Below are 18,828 nucleotides of genomic sequence, written 5' to 3'. Positions count from 1 at the left end.
CTCATCCGACGTGGCCAGTCTGTGGCCGTCGCAACAGCTATGGCGGCCACAGGCACCATGGTGATGACCGCTCCGCCGGCGCAGGCAGTGACCTGCCGCGCCTTCACGGTCATCATGGTCCGCGGCACGGACGACGGAGGCAGCAAGGGAACGATGGGGACCCAGCTGCCCACCGCGCTCGGTGCGTTCGCCGCCAGGAAGGGCTGGAACAAGGTCACCAGCGAGTACGTCACCTACCCGGCAACCGGGGACGTGCGCTACTTCCTGGACTCGATGCCAAGAGGTCGGGCCGCTCTCAAGGCGAAGATCAACACCTACATCGCCTCCTGTCCGTCGACCAAGATCGCCCTGCTCGGCTACTCACAAGGCGCCCACATAGTCGGTGACGTCGTCGTCGGGATGTCGGCCGGCCGGCGGGGGCACCTGCAGGGTGTGGGGCTCATCGGCGACCCGATGATGAACCCGCGTCTGACTGGCAGCGTGACCGGCGATCGCAGCCGCGGGGGGATGTTCGGCCAGCGCGCGTCGTGGCCGAGCGGGGTCTTCGTCTACGACGTGTGCAACAAGGGGGATCGCGTCTGCGCCTCCCACCGCCTCGTCGACTCGCTCGGGTACGTGGGCGGGGCAGCGAAGCAGCACACCGGCTACACCGGGTCGACCTACTCGCCGATCGGGGGCTTCTCCGGGGCGTGGCTCATCGGCTACCACGTCGCAAACCGCGCCTGACTCGAGCATGGCATGAGGGGGATGCTCGGGCCCGGGGTGGGCCAGGGCCGGACAACACCGGTCCTGGCCCGCCAACCCCGGTCCCAGGAGGGGCCTGGGTCGTCGTCACACGCCGGCGCCGGCACACACCTCAGTGCAGGGAGCCGACGTCCTCGAACGCGGCATCATGACGGACCTTCCCCGGCTGGTGGCCGGACGCCTGCTTGATGTCGCGGCGCAGCTCCTTGGGCAGGGCGAACAGGAGCGACTCCTCGGCGGCCACGACCGGCTCGACGGCGTCGAAACCACGGTCGGCCAGCCATTCGAGCACGTCCCGGACGAGGACCTCGGGGACGCTCGCACCCGAGGTGACGCCGACCGTGCAGACGCCCTCGAGCCATGCTTCGTCGATCTCGTCGGCGTAGTCGACGAGATGCCCGGCCCCGGCCCCGTGCTCGAGTGCGACCTCGACGAGACGGACCGAGTTCGAGGAGTTGCGCGAGCCGACGACGATCATGAGGTCGGTGTCCTCGGCCATCTGCTTGACGGCTCCCTGACGGTTCTGCGTCGCGTAGCAGATGTCGTCGGAGGGCGGGCTCTGCAGCGCCGGGAACCGCTCCTTGAGCCGTCTGACGATCGCCATCGTCTCGTCTACCGAGAGGGTCGTCTGGGACAGCCAGACGACCTTCTCCGGATCCCGGACCGTGACCGTGTCGACGTCGTCGGGCCCGCCGACGAGCTGGATGTGCTCGGGTGCCTCGCCGGCGGTGCCGACGACCTCCTCGTGTCCCTCGTGTCCGACGAGCAGGATGTCGTAGTCCGAGTCGGCATAGCGGAGCGCCTCGCGATGCACCTTGGTGACGAGCGGGCAGGTGGCGTCGATCGTCTTGAGGTGGCGGGCTCGGGCCTCCTCGTGGACGACGGGAGCCACCCCGTGAGCCGAGAAGATGACCGTCGCGCCCTCGGGGACCTCGTCGGTCTCGTCGACGAAGATCGCTCCGCGCTTCTCCAGCGTGGTGACGACGTGCTTGTTGTGCACGATCTGCTTGCGCACGTAGACCGGCGGGCCATAGAGCTCGAGTGCCTTCTCGACCGTGACGACGGCCCGGTCGACGCCGGCGCAGTAGCCGCGTGGGGCGGCGAGCAGGACCTTCTTCTCGGGCTCAGGCATGCGTCCATCGTACGTGCGTGGCGCGGACGACCTGGGCGGGCCTCGGCCCGCGCTCGCCGCCCCGGCCCGCGCTCCAGCTCCCAGCGAGCGCTCGCCGCCCCGGCCCGCGCTCGCCGCCCCGGCCCGCGCTCGCCGGCCCGGCGCGACACGCTGTCTGCCCCGGCACCTATCGTTGCTCGCGTGAGCGTGACGAACCCACTGCCGGAGAAGGCGGCCGACACGACCCCGGAGCAACCGTGGCCGGTTCGCGTGCTCAGCCTGAAGATCTCCGACTACGTCGACCGGATGAGCCAGCTCTGGGTCGAGGGGCAGGTCGTCCAGCTCAACTCACGGGGGGCGACGGCGTTCCTCACCTTGCGCGATCCCGACGTCGACATGTCGCTGTCCGTCTCGGTCTCGGTGAACGCCGTCAACGCGATGCCGGTCCCCCTCAGCCAGGGGGCCCGGGTCGTCCTGCAGGCCAAGCCGACCTTCTGGACCAAGCGCGGCACCCTCCAGCTCGAGGCCCGTCAGATCCGGCCCGTCGGCATCGGCGACCTGCTGGCCCGTATCGAGATCCTCAAGCGGACCCTGGCCGCCGAGGGGCTCTTCGCCCGCGAGCGCAAGCGGCCGATCCCCTTCCTACCGGGCCTGGTCGGGCTCATCACCGGCCGCAGCTCGGCCGCCGAGCGCGACGTCGTCGAGAACGCCCGCCGCCGGTGGCCCGCGGTCCGTTTCGAGATCCGCGAGGTGGCGGTTCAAGGCACGAGCGCCGTGACCGAGGTCGTCACAGCGCTGCGTGAGCTCGACGCCGACCGGGCCGTCGACGTCATCGTCATCGCGCGCGGCGGCGGCGCCCTGGAAGAGCTCCTGCCCTTCTCGAACGAGGCGATGGTCCGCGCCGTGGCGCAGACCCGCACCCCCGTCATCAGCGCCATCGGGCACGAGGTGGACCAGCCGCTGCTCGACCTCGTGGCGGACTGGCGTGCCTCCACCCCGACGGATGCCGGCAAGCGGCTCGTTCCCGACGCGGCACAGGAGCACGCGACCATCGCGGCCGGTCGAGCGCGGATGCGACAGTCACTGGCGCGACGCGTCGACGAGGAGCGCCGGTCCGTCCGGACGGTGACCAGCCGCCCCGTCATGGCCGATCCGGTCGCCCTCGTGCGACTGCGCCGCGCCGAGATCGAGGCGCTCTGCGCGCGTGCCGACGCCCGCATCCAGGCACGTTTGCACCGCGCCGCCGACCAGACCATGCACCTGCTGCGCCAGGTCACCGCGCTCTCCCCCCAGTCGACGCTCGAGCGCGGGTATGCCGTCGTCCAGCACCAGGACGGCCGCATCGTCATGGACCAGGCCGACATCGCCGTCGAGGAGCTCTTGCGAGTGAGAGTCGCCCGAGGCGACTTCGGCGTCCGGCCAGTCGCGGAGATGACCGCCGGCAACGACGAGCAGCATCCGAATGTCCATAGCCGGGCCCGCGGCACGGCCCCAGACGCATCCACCCCCGCACGCAACCGACGCAAGCGGCCGACCGCCGGCCGCGGAACAGGGTGACCCCCATGACCGACACGTCCGCCTTCCCCGACATCGCGGGCCTGCGCTACGAGCAGGCCCGCGAGGAGCTGATCGCCGTCGTGGCCAAGCTCGAGGCCGGCCAAGCCCCACTCGAGGACTCGATGCAGCTGTGGCGCCGAGGCGAGGCTCTGGCCGCGCACTGCCAACAGTGGCTCGACGGGGCGCAGGCCGAGATCGAGCGGGCCACCCGCCCCGCGCCGGCAGAGGCCCTAGGCGCCGCCGGTCCCGCTGAGCCTGCCGGCACTGCACGAACCGACAGCGAGCTACGCGCCGACGACGCCGTCTTCGACGAGTGAGGACTCGAGGCGCGTTCCACGCTCCCGACCACGGTGCTCCCGACCGCGGGCCGGGATGGTCAGCCGGCGGGCTCGACCCGCTCGAGGGCGGCCAGGAAGGTCCGCAGCTCAGCTTCGGACCCGGTCGTCGTCGCGGTGATCGTCAGGCCGGTCGCACCGGACCCGTTCAGGGCGTAGGCAAACTCGTCGTGGTCCCCGATGACGTAGCGCGCCCAGGTGCGTGACCCGATCTGCACCTCACCGGATCGCGTCCCGTCGTTGACCGACCGGGACAACCATCCCGGGGTCACGTCGACAGCCTCCTTGAGCGCGACGTGTGCATCGTCCGGCGTCGACCACACCGTCGTGAAGGTGCGCACCTTGTCGGTCATCGGCGAGTCGCTGGCCACCGTCGGCACCCAGTCTGCGCCGAGCCCCGTCGGCAGCTCGACCGGCCAACCGGTCTGCTCGGCGACATACGCCCCCTTCCCCGCCGCGTCGACCGCCGGCCGGTCGACATGGCTGACCCGCGGGACGATCGCGATGAGGGCCGCCACGATGACCCCGAGAACGAGCATCGAGCGCACCATGTTGGGCAGGGAGCCCATCGAGTAGGCGCTGCGTTGCGGTTGCGGAGTGCTCACCGGGCCATCCTCCCCGACGCCGCGAAGGAGACCAAACCGTCCTGCGGCACACCGCTAGAGTTGGTGCGACCCGCCGCCGCACCGACAGGACTCGAAGATGAGAGCCAGCACTCCCGATCGCAACCTCGCCCTCGAGCTCGTCCGGGTCACGGAGGCGGCAGCCATGGCCGGCGGCCGCTGGGTCGGACGCGGCGAGAAGAACAAGGCCGACGGCGCCGCGGTGGAGGCGATGCGGGCGATGATCTCCACGGTGAGCATGAACGGCATCGTCGTCATCGGCGAGGGCGAGAAGGACAACGCCCCGATGCTCTTCAACGGCGAGCACGTCGGCGACGGCACCGGACTCGAGTACGACGTCGCGGTCGACCCCATCGACGGCACGACCCTGACGGCCAAGGGCATGCCCAACGCCGTCTCCGTCATGGCCGTCGCCGTCCGAGGCGCCATGTACGACCCGTCGGCCGTCTTCTACATGGACAAGCTCGCGACCGGCCCCGAGGCTGCCGAGGTCGTCGACATCCGGCTGCCCGTGGCGGAGAACATCCGGCGCATCGCCAAGGCCAAGCGCGAGACGGCCGCCGACGTCACCGTCGTCATCCTCGACCGGCCTCGGCACGAGCACCTGGCCAACGAGGTGCGCGATAGCGGCGCCCGGATCCGCTACATCACCGACGGCGATGTCGCGGGCGCCGTCATGGCGGCCCGCCCCAACACCGGCGTCGACCTGCTCCTCGGCGTCGGCGGCACTCCCGAGGGCATCATTGCCGCCTGCGCCATCAAGTGCGTCGGGGGGGTCATCCAGGGCAAGCTCTGGCCCAAGGACGACGAGGAGCGCCAGAAGGCCCTCGACGCCGGGCACGATCTCGACCGCGTGCTTTCGACGGACGACCTCGTCAAGGGCGACTGCTACTTTGTGGCGACCGGGATCACGGACGGCGAGCTGCTTCGCGGAGTGCGATACGGCAGCAACTCCGCCCGCACCCACTCGCTCGTCATGCGCTCGCGTAGCGGCACGATCCGCACGATCGAGAGCGAGCACAACTTCAGTCGACCCGGGTGGTTCGGTTCCCCCGACATGATCGAGGAGTGAGAGTGCGGACGCTCGCTGTCGGCGAGGCACTCATCGACGAGGTGACGAGCCCTGGTGGGGCCGTCGCGGAGCACGTCGGCGGCAGCCCGGCAAACGTCGCCTTCGGTCTCGCCGCGCTCGGCCACGACGTCGAGCTTGCGACGTGGCTCGGCGTGGACGCCCACGGCGCCCGCATCGAGCAGGTATGCCGCTCACGGGGCGTCGCGCTGACTCCCGGCTCGCACGGGGCTGCGTCCACCCCGGTCGCCCACGCCCTGCTTGACGAGCGCGGGTCCGCGACCTACACGTTCGACCTCGAGTGGGCACCCGAGACCTTCCCGGCTCCGGGGTCGCACGGACACGTCCACACCGGCAGCATCGGCGCCGTCCTGCAGCCCGGGGCCTTGGCCGTGCGACAGTTTCTCGCGCTCGCACACCAGGCTGGTGCGACTGTCTCGTACGACCCCAACCTCCGGCCAGCGCTGATGACGCTGGAGGAAGCCCGGGCAGCCGTCGCCGCCGCACTCGCCCTTGCCGACGTGGTCAAAGCGAGCGACGAGGACCTTGCCTGGCTCTCGCCCGGCTCGAGCGTGGAGCAGGTCGCCAAGGAATGGGCCGCCCTCGGGCCGGCGATCGTCGTCGTCACCCTCGGTGCGGCCGGCGCCTTCGTCCGCTGCAGCGTGTCGGGCGAGATGACCCGACTCCCGGCGGCTGCGGTGCACCTCGTCGACACGGTGGGGGCGGGCGACTCATTCATGGCGGGCTTGATCTCGGGGCTGATCGATGCCGACCTGCTGGGGTCTCGCGAGGCCCGGGAGCGGCTGCGCGGGGCCACGCTGGACGAGGTCGTCCCGGCCGTCGAGCGGGCACTCAAGACGGCAGCGTTGACCGTGGCCCGGGCGGGTGCCTATGCCCCCGGCCGCAACGATCTGGACGGATGAGGAGCCCGGGCAGGGACATCCGCGACGGCTACCGCGCCGTAAGCGAGTATTTTTGGATGTGATCGCCACTCTGGTCTGTCTGACGGGGGAACACATTCGACCAACGAGACGGCGCGCACCACCCGGATCGTTGCTGACCCGTGAAGGGAAAGCCGTGACTGACGACGACAGGGTCCCCGATGGCCAGACCGGGCCACCTGAGCGGGGCGTCCCGCAGAGCCGCGCGGCGCACCGGGCGGCCGAGGCACGCATCGCCCGCGTCCGGCGGCGCAGGAGTGCCGCAGCGACCAGCCTGGCCGTCATGGTCGCTGTCGTCGCGGGCTTCCTGACGTGGAGCAACTCGGACGCGGCACCTGGCTCCCTCTCCGCCCCACCAGCGAAGGTGGCAGCGGCCCCGGTCAAGACCTGCCCGACGCACACCTCGGTCACCGTGTGGGCCTCGTCCGCCATGGAGGCGGCGGCCACCGACCTCACCCGTGCCTACGCAGCCACCGCGGACGCACCCTGCGTGAACTTCGTGGTCACGGCGCACAACCCGGTCGAGTCCATCCTCGGGCTCGGTAAGACCCAACCGAACCGTCCCGACGCCTGGATCCCCGACTCTCCTCGCTGGGTCGACCGGGTCAACGCCGCGGCCGGCATCGATGCCACGCACACACCACCGTTTGCCCGCAGCCCACTCGTCATAGCGATGTCCCCGCAGGGCGCGGCGTCGCTGCCCGGCACGCCCCAGTGGTCGGAGCTCGTGTCTGGCGCGGTGCCGACGCGCTTCAGCGACCCGCGCTCCACAACGGCCGGCATGCTCGCCCTCACGGCGGCGCTGCCGACCCTGGATGGCGCCTCGGGGGCGGCCACGATCAAGAGGCTGGCCCGGACGACGGCCCCCTCGACAGAAGACCTCTTCGCGGCGTTCAGGGCGAGGCCGACCGAGTCGGCGGCATTCCCGGTATCCGAGGCGGCCCTGCTCGCCTACGACAAGGCCCACCCTGATCAGCCGATGGTCCCGGTGGTGCCGACCGAGGGGACCCCGCCGTTCGAGTACTCCCTGGTCAACGTCACGACCGATCGGTCCCGGTCGGCCGCCGTCGAGTCGCTGCGCCGCTACCTCTTCACGCCAGAGGCGGCGAAGATCCTCGCCGAGCACGGGCTGCGGCCGGCATCTGTGGGCACGCCCGTGCCCACTGTGACCGGCGGAGTCGGCACCATCCGGATCGGCGTGACGCCGAGCGAAGTCCAGGTCGCGGCTGCCGCCGACACGTGGCAGGCGGCGACGGTCGGCTTCCGCATCCTGTCGGTCTTCGACGTCTCCGGGTCGATGCGGGAGAAGGTCGGCGGCTCGACCCGGATCGCGGTCACCCAGGAGGCCGCCGGGATCGCCCTGCGCGCCCTGCCAAAGGACACGGACCTCGGCGTGTGGGCCTTCTCGATCGGCATCGGTCGAGGTGGCGCGGACTACCGCGAGCTGGCGCCGATCAGGTTGCTCACTGACGCCGCCCACCGCAAGGCGGTCGCGGTCGCGGCGGCCTCCCTCTCGAGGTACGTCGGCGGCGGGACCGGGCTATACGACACGATCTGGGCCGCGTACCGACGGGTCCAGCAGGGCTACGACCCGACGCGGGTCAACGCCGTCGTCGTGCTCACGGACGGCAAGAACGAGGACCCGAAGGGCATCTCGCTCCGGCAGCTCAAGGACAACATCGTCCGCGCGGCGGACCCGAAGCGCCCAGTGGCCGTGATGACGATCGGGATCGGGCTCGACGTCGATGCGACGTCGCTGACGGACATCTCCCGGATGACGAACTCCAACTTCTACTCGGCGCCCAAGCCGCAGGACATGACCCGAGTGCTCTCCAAGGCGCTCTTCGATCACGAGTGCAGGGACGGGGTCTGCGTCTGAGCCAAGGCGTGAGGACACGAGCGAGGGACGAGCGAGGCCCGGAGCGCCGATTCGGCTCAGACGCCAGAGGGTGCGTCTGAGCCAAGGCGTGAGGACGTCTCCTCGACGACGGGGTGAGGACCCGACCGAGCGCCAGCGAGGGAAGGCCCGGAGCCCCAGCGGCATACCTCAGGCTCGTGAGCCTGCTGACCTGGTCGGGCGCTCTACGCCCGGCGCGACGGGATCAGGCCGTTGCGGCCTCGCGAGCCTTGGCGCGCTCGAGAGAGTTGCGTCGGTCCTCCTCCGCCTCACGGGCGATCTGGGCCGCCAAGTCCTCGTCACGGGTCAGGCAGGCGCCGGTCTCCGGGTCGAAGACGTGCATCGACGCGGGATCGAAGGCGAAGGCTGCGTCGTCGCCCTCCCGCAGACGGGACCGCGCATCGAGGTTGACGACCATCTGGGTGCGCATCCCCTCACCGTCGAGGTCCCGGTCGAGCTCCTCGAGGAGTGCCTGGACGCTCGGGTCGGGCTCGAACGGGATGTAGGCGTACTGCTCGTTACCGAGCCATTCGGTGACATCGACGGTCGCATTGAACCTCGCTCCCCCGGTGACATCTCCGAGGCTGGCGTCCTTGATGTGCTCCGGGCGAAGCCCGACGATGACGACGTCCTTGCCTGCGACCTTCTCGACGAGGTCCGTGCCGACCGGCACGTCGCCGAAGGGCAGCGAGAGCGTGCCGTCGCCGACCCTGGCCGGCAGGAAGTTCATCGGCGGGCTGCCGATGAAGCCGGCCACGAAGAGGTTGACCGGCTGGTCGTAGAGCTCGCGGGGCGAGGCACACTGCTGGAGCACCCCCTTCTTGAGCACCGCGACCCGGTCACCGAGGGTCATCGCCTCGATCTGGTCGTGAGTGACGTAGATCGTCGTGACGCCGAGACGCCGCTGCATCCGGGAGATCTCGGTGCGCATCTGCCCCCTCAGCTTGGCGTCGAGGTTGGACAGTGGCTCGTCGAAAAGGAACGCATCGGCGTCCCTGACGATGGCGCGGCCCATCGCGACGCGTTGGCGCTGACCGCCGGAGAGGTTGGACGGCTTGCGCTCGAGATGCTCGGTCAGCTCGAGCATGCCCGCCGCCTGGGTCACCTTCTCGCGGACCTGCGCCTCCGTGTGCTTCCCCTTGGCCAGCCGCAGCGGGAAGGCGATGTTCTCGAAGACGGTCAGGTGCGGGTAGAGCGCGTAGTTCTGGAAGACCATCGACAGGTTGCGGTCGCGCGGCGCGAGGTCGTTGACCCGGTTGCCGTTGATGAGCAGGTCGCCGGAGGTGATGTCCTCGAGACCGACGACCATGCGCAGCAAGGTGGACTTGCCACAACCGGAAGGCCCGACGAGGATCATGAACTCGCCGTCGGCGATGTCGAGTGACACGTCGTTGACCGCGGGGAACCCGTCGCCGTACTTCTTGACCAGGTGTGTCAGGACGATCTCAGCCATTGGTTCTTCAGCTCCTTTGCGTCACGGGCGCGGTCGGCCTCAGCCCTTGACCGCGCCCGAGGTCAGGCCAGCGACGATACGGCGCTGGAAGATCAGGACAAGGATGACGACGGGGATCGTCACGACGACGGCGGCCGCCATGATGCCGCCGGTGGGTTGTTCGAACTGGGACGCACCGGTGAAGAAGGCCAGCGCCGCCGGCACCGTGCGCGCCCTGTCCGAGGTCAGCGAGATCGCGAAGACGAAGTCGTTCCATGCGGTGAAGAACGTGATGATCCCCGTCGTGAAGACCCCGGGGGCCGCGAGCGGCACGATGACCTTGCGGAACGCCTGCCAGGTCGTCGCACCGTCGACCTGGGCAGCTTGTTCCATCTCCCACGGGATCTGCTGGAAGAACGCCGCGAGGATCCAGATCGACAGCGGCAGGGTCAAGGACAGGTACGGGATGATCAGGCCCGGAATCGTGTCGAACAGGCCGATGTTGCGCCACACGTCGAACAGCGGGGTGACCATCGCGATGACGGGGAAGAACGACACACCGAGGGCGGTCGTGAGGATCATCCGCTTGCCGGGGAACTGCAACCGGGCGATCGCGTAGGCACAGAACGTGGCGAGCACGACGCTGATCACCGTCGCGGACAGGCAGACGACGATCGAGTTGCGCAGCGCCGGGAGGAACAGCTCGGATGCGCCGCCGGTGAAGATCAGCTGGTAGTTCTCCCAGCTCACCTGCCGGGGCCAGAAGTTGCCCAGGATGTTCGCGTCGGCGCTGGCGAGGGCATCCGTGCTCTTGAGCGAGAGCGCCAGAGTCCACAGCAGCGGGATGATCGTCCAGATCATGATGGGGATCGCGATGAGCGAGTAGGTCCCGGTCCCCTTGACGTCGTCTCGAAGTGCCATCGGTCAGCTCCTCCCCCCGGCCAGGTCGACCTTGAAGACTCTGACGAAGAGCCACGCGATGAGCAGGACGAACAGGAAGAGCAGCACCGCGAGCGCCGAGCCCATCCCGATCTCGACCCGATCGATCGTCTGGTTGTAGGTGAGCACCGAGAGCGACGACGTGCCGTTGGCGCCGCCCGTCATGATGAAGATGTTGTCGAAGATCCGGAAGGCGTCGAGCGTGCGGAAGAGCAGCGCCACCATGATGGCCGCCTTCATGTTCGGCAGGATCACCCGTGTCAGTCGCTGCCAGTACGTTGCGCCGTCGACCTCAGCGGCCTCCTCCATCGACGTGTCGATCTGGGCCAGCCCGGCGAGCAGGAGCAGCGACATGAAGGGCGTGGTCTTCCAGATCTCGGACAGGCAGATGACGAAGATCGAGCCCCAGAACCCACCGAACCAGTCGGTGCCCGCATCGATGCCAGGCAGCCAGGCGAACCAGTGGTTGATGTAGCCGGTATCGGTCCGGAAGGCGAAGAACCACGAGAACGCCGAGACCACCGTGATGATGGCGTAGGGGATGAGCACGAGGGTCCGCAGCGTGCGCCGGGGGATGACGATCTTGTGCATCACCATCGCGATGATCATGCCGAGCACGAACTCGACCACGACGGTGATGACGGTGATCAGGGCAGTGACCCCCGTCGCCTGCCAGAAGATCGGGTCGGAGAGCGCGACGGCATAGTTGTTGAGGAACGTGAAGTGCCGGTTCTCGGGGTCGGTCAGCCGGTAGGCGAAGAAGGAGTTCCAGATCGCCTGCAGGATCGGGTAGCCGGTGACGGCCACCATGATGACGAACGCGGGCATGGCCAGACGCCAGCCGAGGTTGCGCTCGGCCCGGGAGCGATCGGACAGGTGGGAGCCCCGGGGCCGGTGTGGCTCCATGGCAGAATGCGCGGACGGGTCGGTGTCGACTGGTGTGGCGCTCACAGCAGGGCCTCCCCCTTGAGAACGGACTCGATGAGGTCCTGCGCCTGTGCCGGGGTCGTGGCCGGGTCGACCGAGTCCGGCGGGCTGAAGACCCGTTGGATCGCGCTCGACACGTCGCCGTAGTACTGCGTGATCGGTCGGGGGGCACCACCGTCGAGTGACTCACGGATCAGGTCGGCCATCGGGAACTGCTTGCGGATCTCGGGGTCGTCGTAGACGGTCTTGTTCGCGGCCGGGTTGCCGGTGCTCTTCATGTAGAGCGTCTGATGCTCAGGGGTGATGATGCACTTGACGGCGTCCCACGCCTCGGCCTGGTGCCGGCTCGCAGCATTGACCCCGAGCTCGATGCCGCCGAACGGCGGCCTGCTCTCCTTGCCCTCGACGGTCTGCGGGTAGCGCGCCCAGCCGACGTCGTCGATCCAGTTGACATTCTTGCCCGGCAGGGCAGCCCACACATAGGGCCAGTTCACGAGGAACCCGCTCGTCGCGTCGTTGGAGAAGAGGTCGAGGGCGCCCGTCTCGTCCAGCGAGCTCATGGCCGGCCCCGCGACTCCCTCTTGAGCAACCTTCTGGATGACGGCGGCCGCCTCCCGCCCGGCCTGGCTGTCGAGCCCGAACTCGAGATCGTCGGCGCTGGCTCCGGGATTCTCGATGATGTGCCCACCGGCTCCCTCGATCAGCGCGTTGATCCAGACCATGTAGCCCTCGTAGCGACGGGCCTGCACACCGATCGTCTTGTGCTGTGACTTCGCGGCCGCGATGAGCTGGTCCCACGTCACCGGTTTGCTCATGTCGAGGCCCGCCGCCCGCGCCACCGACCTGCGGTACCAGAGCACCTGGGTGTTCGCCCACATCGGCGCAGCGACGAGCCGGTCCTTCCAGGTCGATGCCTGCACGGCCGGCTTGACCGCGTCCCTGGTCATCGTGTCGGCGTCAGCGGCCGGCACCGGTGCGAGGAACCCGGCTTGGGCGAACTCGGCGACGAAGACCGGGTCCATCGACATGAGATCCATGCCGGCGTCCTTGGCCGCCAGCCGCCGAAGCAGCTGCTGGCGTTGGTCGCTGGCGCTGTTGGGCAGCAGCTGGATCTTGACGGAGTAGCGACCCTGGGCCGCTTCGGTGCACTCCTTGGCCAGCTGCGCCTGCCCGCCCTTGGTGGGGTCGGACCCGCCGCCGTCGGGGTTGATGTACCAGGTCAGCACCGGTGCGCCCGAACCGGCCGCCGCGGTGCAGGCCGACAGCGCCAGCCCGGCCACCGTGGCGAGCGTCGCGACCATGGCCACGGTGCGGGGTTTTCGGTTCGGACTGGCCACCTCTGCTCCTCCCGTAGGAGCCGGTGACCAGCGTGGGCGAGGCGAGGTCTCCGGCGTCCGTCTGCACGTCTGGGTCCTTCCTACCTCAACGGTGGGAGGCACGCCATCCGACGCGCGGAGTCGTAGTCTGGTTTCTCCGGCCCCACCCACCCGAGCCAGGAGTCCCGCGTGACCGAGTTCGCGTACGAAGACGTGCTGCCGACCGGGGCGAAGGACACGCCCTACCGCCTCCTGACAACCGAGGGGGTCCGCACCGTCGAAGGCCCGGGGGGGCGCGCGTTCCTCGAGATCGACCCCGAGGCTTTGCGGCTGCTGACCGAAACGGCGATGCACGACATCGCCCACTACCTGCGCCCGGGGCACCTCGAGCAGCTCCGAAGCATCCTCGATGACCCGGAGGCGAGCAACAACGACAAGTTCGTCGCGCTCGACCTGCTCAAGAACGCCAACATCGCCGCCGGCGGCGTGCTGCCGATGTGCCAGGACACCGGCACCGCGATCGTCATGGGCAAGCGCGGCCAGCACGTCCTCACACAGGGCAGTCGCAGTGGTGACGAGGAACCCATCGCCCGCGGCGTGTACGACGCGTACACCCGGCTCAACCTGCGCTACTCGCAGCTGGCGCCGCTGACGATGTGGGACGAGCGCAACACGGGCTCCAACCTGCCCGCGCAGATCGAGATCTACGCCGACACCGCCGCGGGCCACGAGACCGCCTACACGTTCCTCTTCATGGCCAAGGGCGGCGGCTCGGCCAACAAGAGCTTCCTCTACCAGGAGACCAAGGCCATCCTCAACGAGGAGGCCATGGTGCGCTTCCTCGACGAGAAGCTCCGCTCGCTCGGCACCGCCGCGTGCCCGCCCTACCATCTCGCCATCGTCATCGGCGGCACGAGCGCCGAGTTCGCCCTGAAGACAGCCAAGTACGCGAGCGCGAAGTACCTCGACACCCTGCCGGCCCACGGCTCGATGACGGCGCACGCGTTCCGTGACACCGACCTCGAGGAGAAGGTGCTCGAGCTGACCCGGCGCTTCGGGATCGGCGCGCAGTTCGGCGGCAAGTACTTCTGCCACGACGTTCGCGTCGTGCGGCTGCCCCGACACGGGGCGTCGCTGCCGGTCGCCGTGGCCGTCTCGTGCTCGGCCGACCGCCAGGTCCTCGGCAAGATCACCGCCGAGGGGGTCTTCATCGAGCAGCTCGAGACCGACCCCGCCCGGTTCCTGCCGGACGAGATCCACGAGGGCCTCGGGGAGCTCGCCGACGAGGCGATCGGTGTCGCCTCGACCAGCCGCAACGTCGTCGTCAAGATCGACCTGAGCCGGCCGATGGGCGACATCCGTGCCGAGCTGACGAGACACCCGGTCAAGACCCGGCTGTCCCTGAGCGGCCCGCTCGTCGTCGCCCGCGACATCGCGCACGCGAAGATCAAGGAGCGCCTCGACGCGGGCGAGCCGATGCCTCAGTACCTGCGCGACCACCCGGTCTACTACGCCGGGCCGGCGAAGACCCCTCCGGGCATGGCGTCCGGCTCCTTCGGTCCGACGACAGCCGGCCGGATGGACTCCTACGTCGACCAGTTCCAGGCCGCGGGCGGCTCGATGGTCATGCTGGCCAAGGGCAACCGGAGCAGGCAGGTGACCGACGCGTGCCGCGAGCACGGTGGGTTCTACCTCGGCTCGATCGGCGGCCCCGCGGCCCGTCTGGCCCAGGACTGCATCAAGCGGGTCGAGGTCCTCGAGTACGAGGAGCTGGGCATGGAGGCCATCTGGCGGATCGAGGTCGAGGACTTCCCGGCCTTCATCGTCGTCGACGACAAGGGCAACGACTTCTTCGCGGAGGTCAGCAAGCCGGTCGCACTCACCATCACCACACGAAAGGACTGACATGACGGACAAGCTCGAGAACCCGACCGATTTCGAGGACCTGCTGGAGAACAACCGGCACTACGCCGACAACTTCCACATGGCCGGCTTCGACGGCATCGCCCAGTCCGGCGTCGCCATCGTGACGTGCATGGACTCGCGGATCGACCCCCTCGGCATCGTCGGGCTCGAGCCGGGCGACGCCAAGATCTTCCGCAACCCGGGCGGCCGGATCACCGTGCAGGCACTCGAGGCGCTCGTGCTCTCGACCTACCTGCTCAACGTCAACCGCATCCTCGTCGTGCCGCACACGAGGTGTGCGATGGGCAAGAACACCGAGAACGAGCTGCGGTCCACCATCGGCGAGCTCGCCGGCAAGGACGCGTCCTGGATGAGCTTCAGCGTCGTCGACGACCAGGAGCAGAAGCTGCGCGAGGACCTCAAGACGGTCCGCTCCCACCCCCTCATCCCCGACTCCACGCTCGTCGGGGGGTTCATCTACGACGTCGACACCGGATTGTTGCGCGAGGTCAAGTAGACCCGGCACCGCGCCCGCACGCACTCCCCCTCCCTCGTCCGGTCCCGCTGGCTGGGGAACCCGCCGAGAAGCGGCAAGGGCCGACGGTTGCAACCGTCGAGCCTTGCCGTTCTTCGGTGTGTTGCGAGATCACCGCACCGATCGTTGGGGGTCGGCCGAGCGGCATACGAAGCCTCAGAGCGCGAGACGCTCGCGGACCACCTCGACGAGGCGGTCGGCGACCGCCTGCGCTGTGCCGTGGTCACCGGCCTCGACCATGACGCGCACCACCGGCTCGGTGCCCGACTTGCGCAGCAGCACCCGGCCCGATCCACTCAGCTGCGTCTCCTCGGCCCGGATCGCCGCCCGGAGCTGCGGGTCGGTCTCGACGCGGGTCTTGTCGACGCCTTTGACGTTGACGAGCACCTGTGGCAGGCGGCGCATGACGGTCGCGAGCTCGGCGAGCGAGGAGCCGGTCTCGGCGACCCGGGCGGCCAACATGAGCCCGGTGAGCACCCCGTCGCCGGTGGTGGCGTGGTCGAGGAAGATCACGTGACCGCTCTGCTCCCCACCGAGCGAGTACCGTCCCGCCCTCATGTCCTCGAGCACGTAGCGGTCGCCCACCGCCGTCTGCCGGACCTTGATCCCCTCGCGCTCCATCGCCTGGATCATCCCCAGATTGCTCATGACCGTGGCTACGAGCGTGTCGTCGGCGAGCGCGCCACGGGACTTCAGCGCGACGGAGAGGATCGCCATGATCTGGTCTCCGTCGATCTCGGTGCCGTCCGCGTCGACCGCGAGGCATCGGTCGGCATCGCCGTCGTGCGCGATGCCGAGGTCGGCGCCCTTGGCCACGACCGCGGCCTTGAGGTGGCCGAGGTGTGTGGAACCGTAGCCGTCGTTGATGTTGAGACCATCGGGCTCGGCGCCGATCTCGACGACGTCGGCACCCGCGAGCCGAAAGACCTCGGGAGAGACCGCTGATGCAGCACCATGTGCCCCGTCGATGACGACCTTGAGCCCGTCGAGCTGGTGCGGGAGTACGGCGAGAAGGTGGGCGACGTACCGCGCCTGCCCGGCGCGGTTCTGGTGAACCCTGCCGACCTGGGCTCCGGTGGGACGGTCCCACTCGCGGCCCAGACCTGCGGCGATCTCGTCCTCGACGGCATCAGGGAGCTTGTGCCCCCCGGCAGCGAAGAACTTGATGCCGTTGTCGGGCATCGCGTTGTGCGACGCCGACAGCATCACCCCGAAGTGGGCGTCCATGTCCGCCGTGAGGAACGCCACCGCTGGCGTCGGCAGCACCCCCACGTCGTGCACGTCGACGCCGGCCGATGCCACGCCGGCGACGACCGCCGCGCTGAGGAACTCCCCAGACGCGCGGGGATCGCGCCCGACGACCGCCTTGGGGCGACGACCCGCGGCTCGTGCATCGCGGCCCAGGACGTGCGCCGCCGCGACACTCAGACGCAGCGCCAGCTCGGCGGTGATATCGACGTTGGCGAGCCCGCGGACCCCGTCAGTCCCGAAGAGTCGTGCCATGAGTGGTGAGCCTTTCGACGATCTGGCGAGCACCCGGCGCGGACCGGGCAACCGTGGGGAGCATCTGATGGAACCTACTCCCATGGACGCTCGAAGGCGGCACCCGGGTTGTCGGGTGCCGCCTCACCGAATGTCGCGGTCCGACCGTGGCCGGGTCAGCGCTTCGAGTACTGCGGAGCCTTGCGGGCCTTCTTCAGACCGGCCTTCTTGCGCTCCGGGACGCGAGCGTCGCGGGTCAGGAAGCCGGCCCGCTTCAGCGCCGGGCGGTTGAGGTCGCTGTCGACCCCGTTGAGCGAGCGGGCGACGCCGAGGCGGACCGCGCCGGCCTGACCCGAGGGGCCACCGCCGTGGACGCGGACGAGCACGTCGTAGGACCCTTCGAGCTCGAGCAGGGTGAGCGGCTCGCGGACGATCTGCTGGTGCACCTTGTTCGGGAAGTAGTCCTCGAGGGTGCGGCCGTTGATCTTCCACTCGCCGCCGCCCGGGACGATCCGGACCCTGGCGATGGCCTGCTTGCGGCGGCCGGTGCCACCGCCGGGCGTCGAGACCTGGCGGGCCGGACGCGCCTCGGCGGCCACGGTCGTGTCCGTTTCGGAGGTGTACTCGGTCAGCTGCGGCTCGTCGGTCTCGAGGACGTCCTGGTTCACAATGTCAGTCACTGGGTTCTCTTTCTGCACAGTCGATGCGGGGTCCGGCGCTTACTGCGCGACCTGGGAGATCTCGAAGGGGACGGGCTTCTGGGCCGCGTGCGGGTGCTCGGCACCGCGGTAGACCTTGAGCTTGGACAGCTGCTGGCGGGCGAGGCTGTTCTTGGGGAGCATGCCGCGGACCGCCTTCTCGACGGCCTTCTCCGGGTGCTTGGCGAGCAGGTCGGTGTACGACGTCGCCTTGAGCCCGCCCGGGAAGCCCGAGTGGTGGTAGGCCTTCTTCTGCTCGGCCTTGGCACCGGTGAGGGCGACCTTCTCGGCGTTGATGATGATGACGAAGTCACCGGTGTCGACGTGCGGCGCGAACTGCGGCTTGTGCTTGCCCCGCAGCAGGATCGCGGTCTGGCTCGCGAGGCGACCGAGCACGACGTCGGTCGCGTCGATGACGTGCCACGTGCGAGTGACCTCGCCGGGCTTCGGGGTGTACGTGCGCAATGGAGTCTGCCTTTGCTTCGATGAGTACCTGTATGCCGCTCAGCTCGCTGCGCGCGGACGCCCACTCTCGCAAGCTGGTGGCCTCTCGCGACGATCTGCAGCACAACCTCGTCAATGGTACGGACGGTTCGGCCGGTGCCCAAATCGCGACGCACCGCTCGGGAAACATCATGTGACCTGCGGAAACGTCGCGCGACCAGGGTATGGCTATGACTTTGTGCAAACGAACTGTGCAAAGGTATTGTGCATAAATGACGGCTGACGAGACCCTGAGGGTGCTCGCCCACCCGTTGCGCGGGCGCCTGGTCCGGCAGCTGCGGGTCGGCGGCCCCGCGACCGCGACCGACCTGGCCCGAGCGCTCGGGACCAACTCCGGGGCCACGAGCTACCACCTGCGCCGGCTCGAGGCGGCGGGGCTGGTCGCCGATACCGGCGGCGGGACGGGCCGGCGGCGGGTCTGGCGGGCCATCGACCCGGAGCGGCAGTGGTACCGGCGCGACATCGTCGGTGACGACGACTCCGAGAGCGCACTCGGCTTCCTCGCCCGCGACTACGCTGCGCACTTCGGCGAGCAGTACGACCGGTGGCTCGGCGTCGCGGCCGACTGGCCCGTCCCCTGGCAGGACGCGTGCGCGCCGCGCGATGCGATGGTCCTCGTGACGACCGAGCAGCTCGCGGCGATGACGGCCGAGGTCGCCGAGGTGATCGAGCGGCATCGCCGGATCGGACAGGGCAACCCGACGGCCAGGCGTGTCGCCGTCTATGTGTTCACCTATCCCCTGGACCTCGACCGCCCGCCCCTGACCTGAGCTGAACTGGGCTGAACTGGGCGGAACTGACCTGACGGTCCCC

18 protein-coding genes are annotated in these 18,828 nt (G+C 69.3%); 9 read left to right on the top strand and 9 right to left on the bottom strand.

Translation table 11 applies throughout. The features are described 5' to 3' along the window. Window positions 1-63: 63 nt before the first annotated feature. Entirely contained in the window at window positions 64-726 is a 663-nt protein-coding gene (locus L0H79_RS00820; RefSeq protein WP_301482631.1) for a cutinase family protein, read from the top strand. A gap of 130 nt (window positions 727-856) precedes the next feature. Here the strand turns inward: L0H79_RS00820 and L0H79_RS00815 are convergent, their stop codons facing one another. Next, a complete protein-coding gene (locus L0H79_RS00815; protein ID WP_301482630.1) occupies window positions 857-1,876 on the bottom strand; it encodes a 4-hydroxy-3-methylbut-2-enyl diphosphate reductase in 1,020 nt (339 codons plus the stop codon). 180 nt (window positions 1,877-2,056) lie between these two features. On the opposite strand from L0H79_RS00815, the gene xseA reads away from it, so the two are divergent. Then, on the top strand, window positions 2,057-3,412 hold the full coding sequence (xseA, locus tag L0H79_RS00810; RefSeq protein ID WP_367652417.1) for an exodeoxyribonuclease VII large subunit: 1,356 nt from the start codon (window positions 2,057-2,059) through the stop codon (window positions 3,410-3,412). Between the two features lie 5 nt (window positions 3,413-3,417). After that, window positions 3,418-3,729, top strand: coding sequence for an exodeoxyribonuclease VII small subunit (locus L0H79_RS00805; protein ID WP_301482629.1), 312 nt, complete (start codon window positions 3,418-3,420; stop codon window positions 3,727-3,729). A gap of 59 nt (window positions 3,730-3,788) precedes the next feature. On the opposite strand, the gene L0H79_RS00800 is transcribed toward L0H79_RS00805, so the two are convergent. After that, window positions 3,789-4,352 (bottom strand): DUF4245 domain-containing protein, encoded by a 564-nt coding sequence (locus L0H79_RS00800; protein ID WP_301482628.1) that lies wholly within the window; start codon window positions 4,350-4,352, stop codon window positions 3,789-3,791. Window positions 4,353-4,449: 97 nt separating this feature from the next. Here L0H79_RS00800 and glpX point away from each other — a divergent pair, with 97 nt between their 5' ends. The 3 genes from glpX (at window position 4,450) to L0H79_RS00785 (ending at window position 8,259) form a co-directional block, all read left to right on the top strand. Further along, window positions 4,450-5,442, top strand: coding sequence for a class II fructose-bisphosphatase (glpX, locus tag L0H79_RS00795; protein WP_301482627.1), 993 nt, complete (start codon window positions 4,450-4,452; stop codon window positions 5,440-5,442). A gap of 2 nt (window positions 5,443-5,444) precedes the next feature. Then, on the top strand, window positions 5,445-6,362 hold the full coding sequence (locus L0H79_RS00790) for a PfkB family carbohydrate kinase (protein ID WP_367652416.1): 918 nt from the start codon (window positions 5,445-5,447) through the stop codon (window positions 6,360-6,362). Between the two features lie 154 nt (window positions 6,363-6,516). After that, window positions 6,517-8,259 carry a substrate-binding and VWA domain-containing protein gene (locus L0H79_RS00785; protein ID WP_301482625.1) on the top strand — a complete coding sequence of 581 codons (1,743 nt, stop codon included), beginning with the start codon at window positions 6,517-6,519 and terminating at the stop codon, window positions 8,257-8,259. Between the two features lie 223 nt (window positions 8,260-8,482). Here L0H79_RS00785 and L0H79_RS00780 read toward each other — a convergent pair whose 3' ends face one another. Genes L0H79_RS00780 through L0H79_RS00765 form a run of 4 tightly spaced genes read right to left on the bottom strand, consistent with a single transcriptional unit; the run spans window position 8,483 to window position 12,912 of the window. After that, window positions 8,483-9,730: an ABC transporter ATP-binding protein gene (locus L0H79_RS00780; protein ID WP_301482624.1), complete on the bottom strand. Its 1,248-nt coding sequence runs from the start codon at window positions 9,728-9,730 to the stop codon at window positions 8,483-8,485. 39 nt (window positions 9,731-9,769) lie between these two features. Beyond that, window positions 9,770-10,630, bottom strand: coding sequence for a carbohydrate ABC transporter permease (locus L0H79_RS00775; protein WP_301482623.1), 861 nt, complete (start codon window positions 10,628-10,630; stop codon window positions 9,770-9,772). A gap of 3 nt (window positions 10,631-10,633) precedes the next feature. Next, window positions 10,634-11,554, bottom strand: a complete 921-nt coding sequence (locus tag L0H79_RS00770) for a carbohydrate ABC transporter permease (RefSeq protein ID WP_301482667.1) — start codon at window positions 11,552-11,554, stop codon at window positions 10,634-10,636. Between the two features lie 41 nt (window positions 11,555-11,595). Then, window positions 11,596-12,912, bottom strand: a complete 1,317-nt coding sequence (locus L0H79_RS00765) for an extracellular solute-binding protein (protein ID WP_301482621.1) — start codon at window positions 12,910-12,912, stop codon at window positions 11,596-11,598. Window positions 12,913-13,080: 168 nt separating this feature from the next. On the opposite strand from L0H79_RS00765, the gene L0H79_RS00760 reads away from it, so the two are divergent. Then, the gene (locus L0H79_RS00760) at window positions 13,081-14,796 is read left to right on the top strand and encodes a fumarate hydratase (RefSeq protein WP_301482619.1); all 1,716 of its coding nucleotides are present in this window, start codon (window positions 13,081-13,083) and stop codon (window positions 14,794-14,796) included. A 1-nt stretch (window position 14,797) separates the two neighbouring features. Next, a complete protein-coding gene (locus L0H79_RS00755) occupies window positions 14,798-15,313 on the top strand; it encodes a carbonic anhydrase (RefSeq protein WP_301482618.1) in 516 nt (171 codons plus the stop codon). 174 nt (window positions 15,314-15,487) lie between these two features. Here L0H79_RS00755 and glmM read toward each other — a convergent pair whose 3' ends face one another. The 3 genes from glmM to rplM all read right to left on the bottom strand — a co-directional run bounded on the left by glmM (window position 15,488) and on the right by rplM (window position 17,976). After that, on the bottom strand, window positions 15,488-16,834 hold the full coding sequence (gene glmM / locus L0H79_RS00750) for a phosphoglucosamine mutase (RefSeq protein WP_301482616.1): 1,347 nt from the start codon (window positions 16,832-16,834) through the stop codon (window positions 15,488-15,490). A gap of 155 nt (window positions 16,835-16,989) precedes the next feature. Then, a complete protein-coding gene (rpsI, locus tag L0H79_RS00745; RefSeq protein ID WP_301482615.1) occupies window positions 16,990-17,493 on the bottom strand; it encodes a 30S ribosomal protein S9 in 504 nt (167 codons plus the stop codon). Window positions 17,494-17,532: 39 nt separating this feature from the next. Continuing rightward, window positions 17,533-17,976 (bottom strand): 50S ribosomal protein L13, encoded by a 444-nt coding sequence (gene rplM, locus L0H79_RS00740; protein WP_301482614.1) that lies wholly within the window; start codon window positions 17,974-17,976, stop codon window positions 17,533-17,535. Between the two features lie 251 nt (window positions 17,977-18,227). Here rplM and L0H79_RS00735 point away from each other — a divergent pair, with 251 nt between their 5' ends. After that, window positions 18,228-18,785, top strand: coding sequence for a helix-turn-helix transcriptional regulator (locus tag L0H79_RS00735; RefSeq protein ID WP_301482613.1), 558 nt, complete (start codon window positions 18,228-18,230; stop codon window positions 18,783-18,785). Window positions 18,786-18,828: the final 43 nt, after the last annotated feature.

This window comes from Intrasporangium sp., assembly GCF_030452765.1.
In the GTDB taxonomy this organism is placed as follows: Bacteria; Actinomycetota; Actinomycetes; order Actinomycetales; family Dermatophilaceae; genus Intrasporangium_A.
This window is presented reverse-complemented; position numbering and strand designations above follow the sequence as displayed.

Bases quoted from the DNA above. Each gene is read 5' to 3' on its own strand.
- L0H79_RS00820 (WP_301482631.1), top strand. From the start codon at position 64: ATGACCGCTCCGCCGGCGCAGGCAGTGACCTGCCGCGCCTTCACGGTC.
- L0H79_RS00815 (WP_301482630.1), bottom strand. From the start codon at position 1,876: ATGCCTGAGCCCGAGAAGAAGGTCCTGCTCGCCGCCCCACGCGGCTAC.
- L0H79_RS00805 (WP_301482629.1), top strand. From the start codon at position 3,418: ATGACCGACACGTCCGCCTTCCCCGACATCGCGGGCCTGCGCTACGAG.
- glpX (WP_301482627.1), top strand. From the start codon at position 4,450: ATGAGAGCCAGCACTCCCGATCGCAACCTCGCCCTCGAGCTCGTCCGG.
- L0H79_RS00780 (WP_301482624.1), bottom strand. From the start codon at position 9,730: ATGGCTGAGATCGTCCTGACACACCTGGTCAAGAAGTACGGCGACGGG.
- L0H79_RS00775 (WP_301482623.1), bottom strand. From the start codon at position 10,630: ATGGCACTTCGAGACGACGTCAAGGGGACCGGGACCTACTCGCTCATC.
- L0H79_RS00770 (WP_301482667.1), bottom strand. From the start codon at position 11,554: ATGGAGCCACACCGGCCCCGGGGCTCCCACCTGTCCGATCGCTCCCGG.
- L0H79_RS00755 (WP_301482618.1), top strand. From the start codon at position 14,798: ATGACGGACAAGCTCGAGAACCCGACCGATTTCGAGGACCTGCTGGAG.
- glmM (WP_301482616.1), bottom strand. From the start codon at position 16,834: ATGGCACGACTCTTCGGGACTGACGGGGTCCGCGGGCTCGCCAACGTC.
- L0H79_RS00735 (WP_301482613.1), top strand. From the start codon at position 18,228: ATGACGGCTGACGAGACCCTGAGGGTGCTCGCCCACCCGTTGCGCGGG.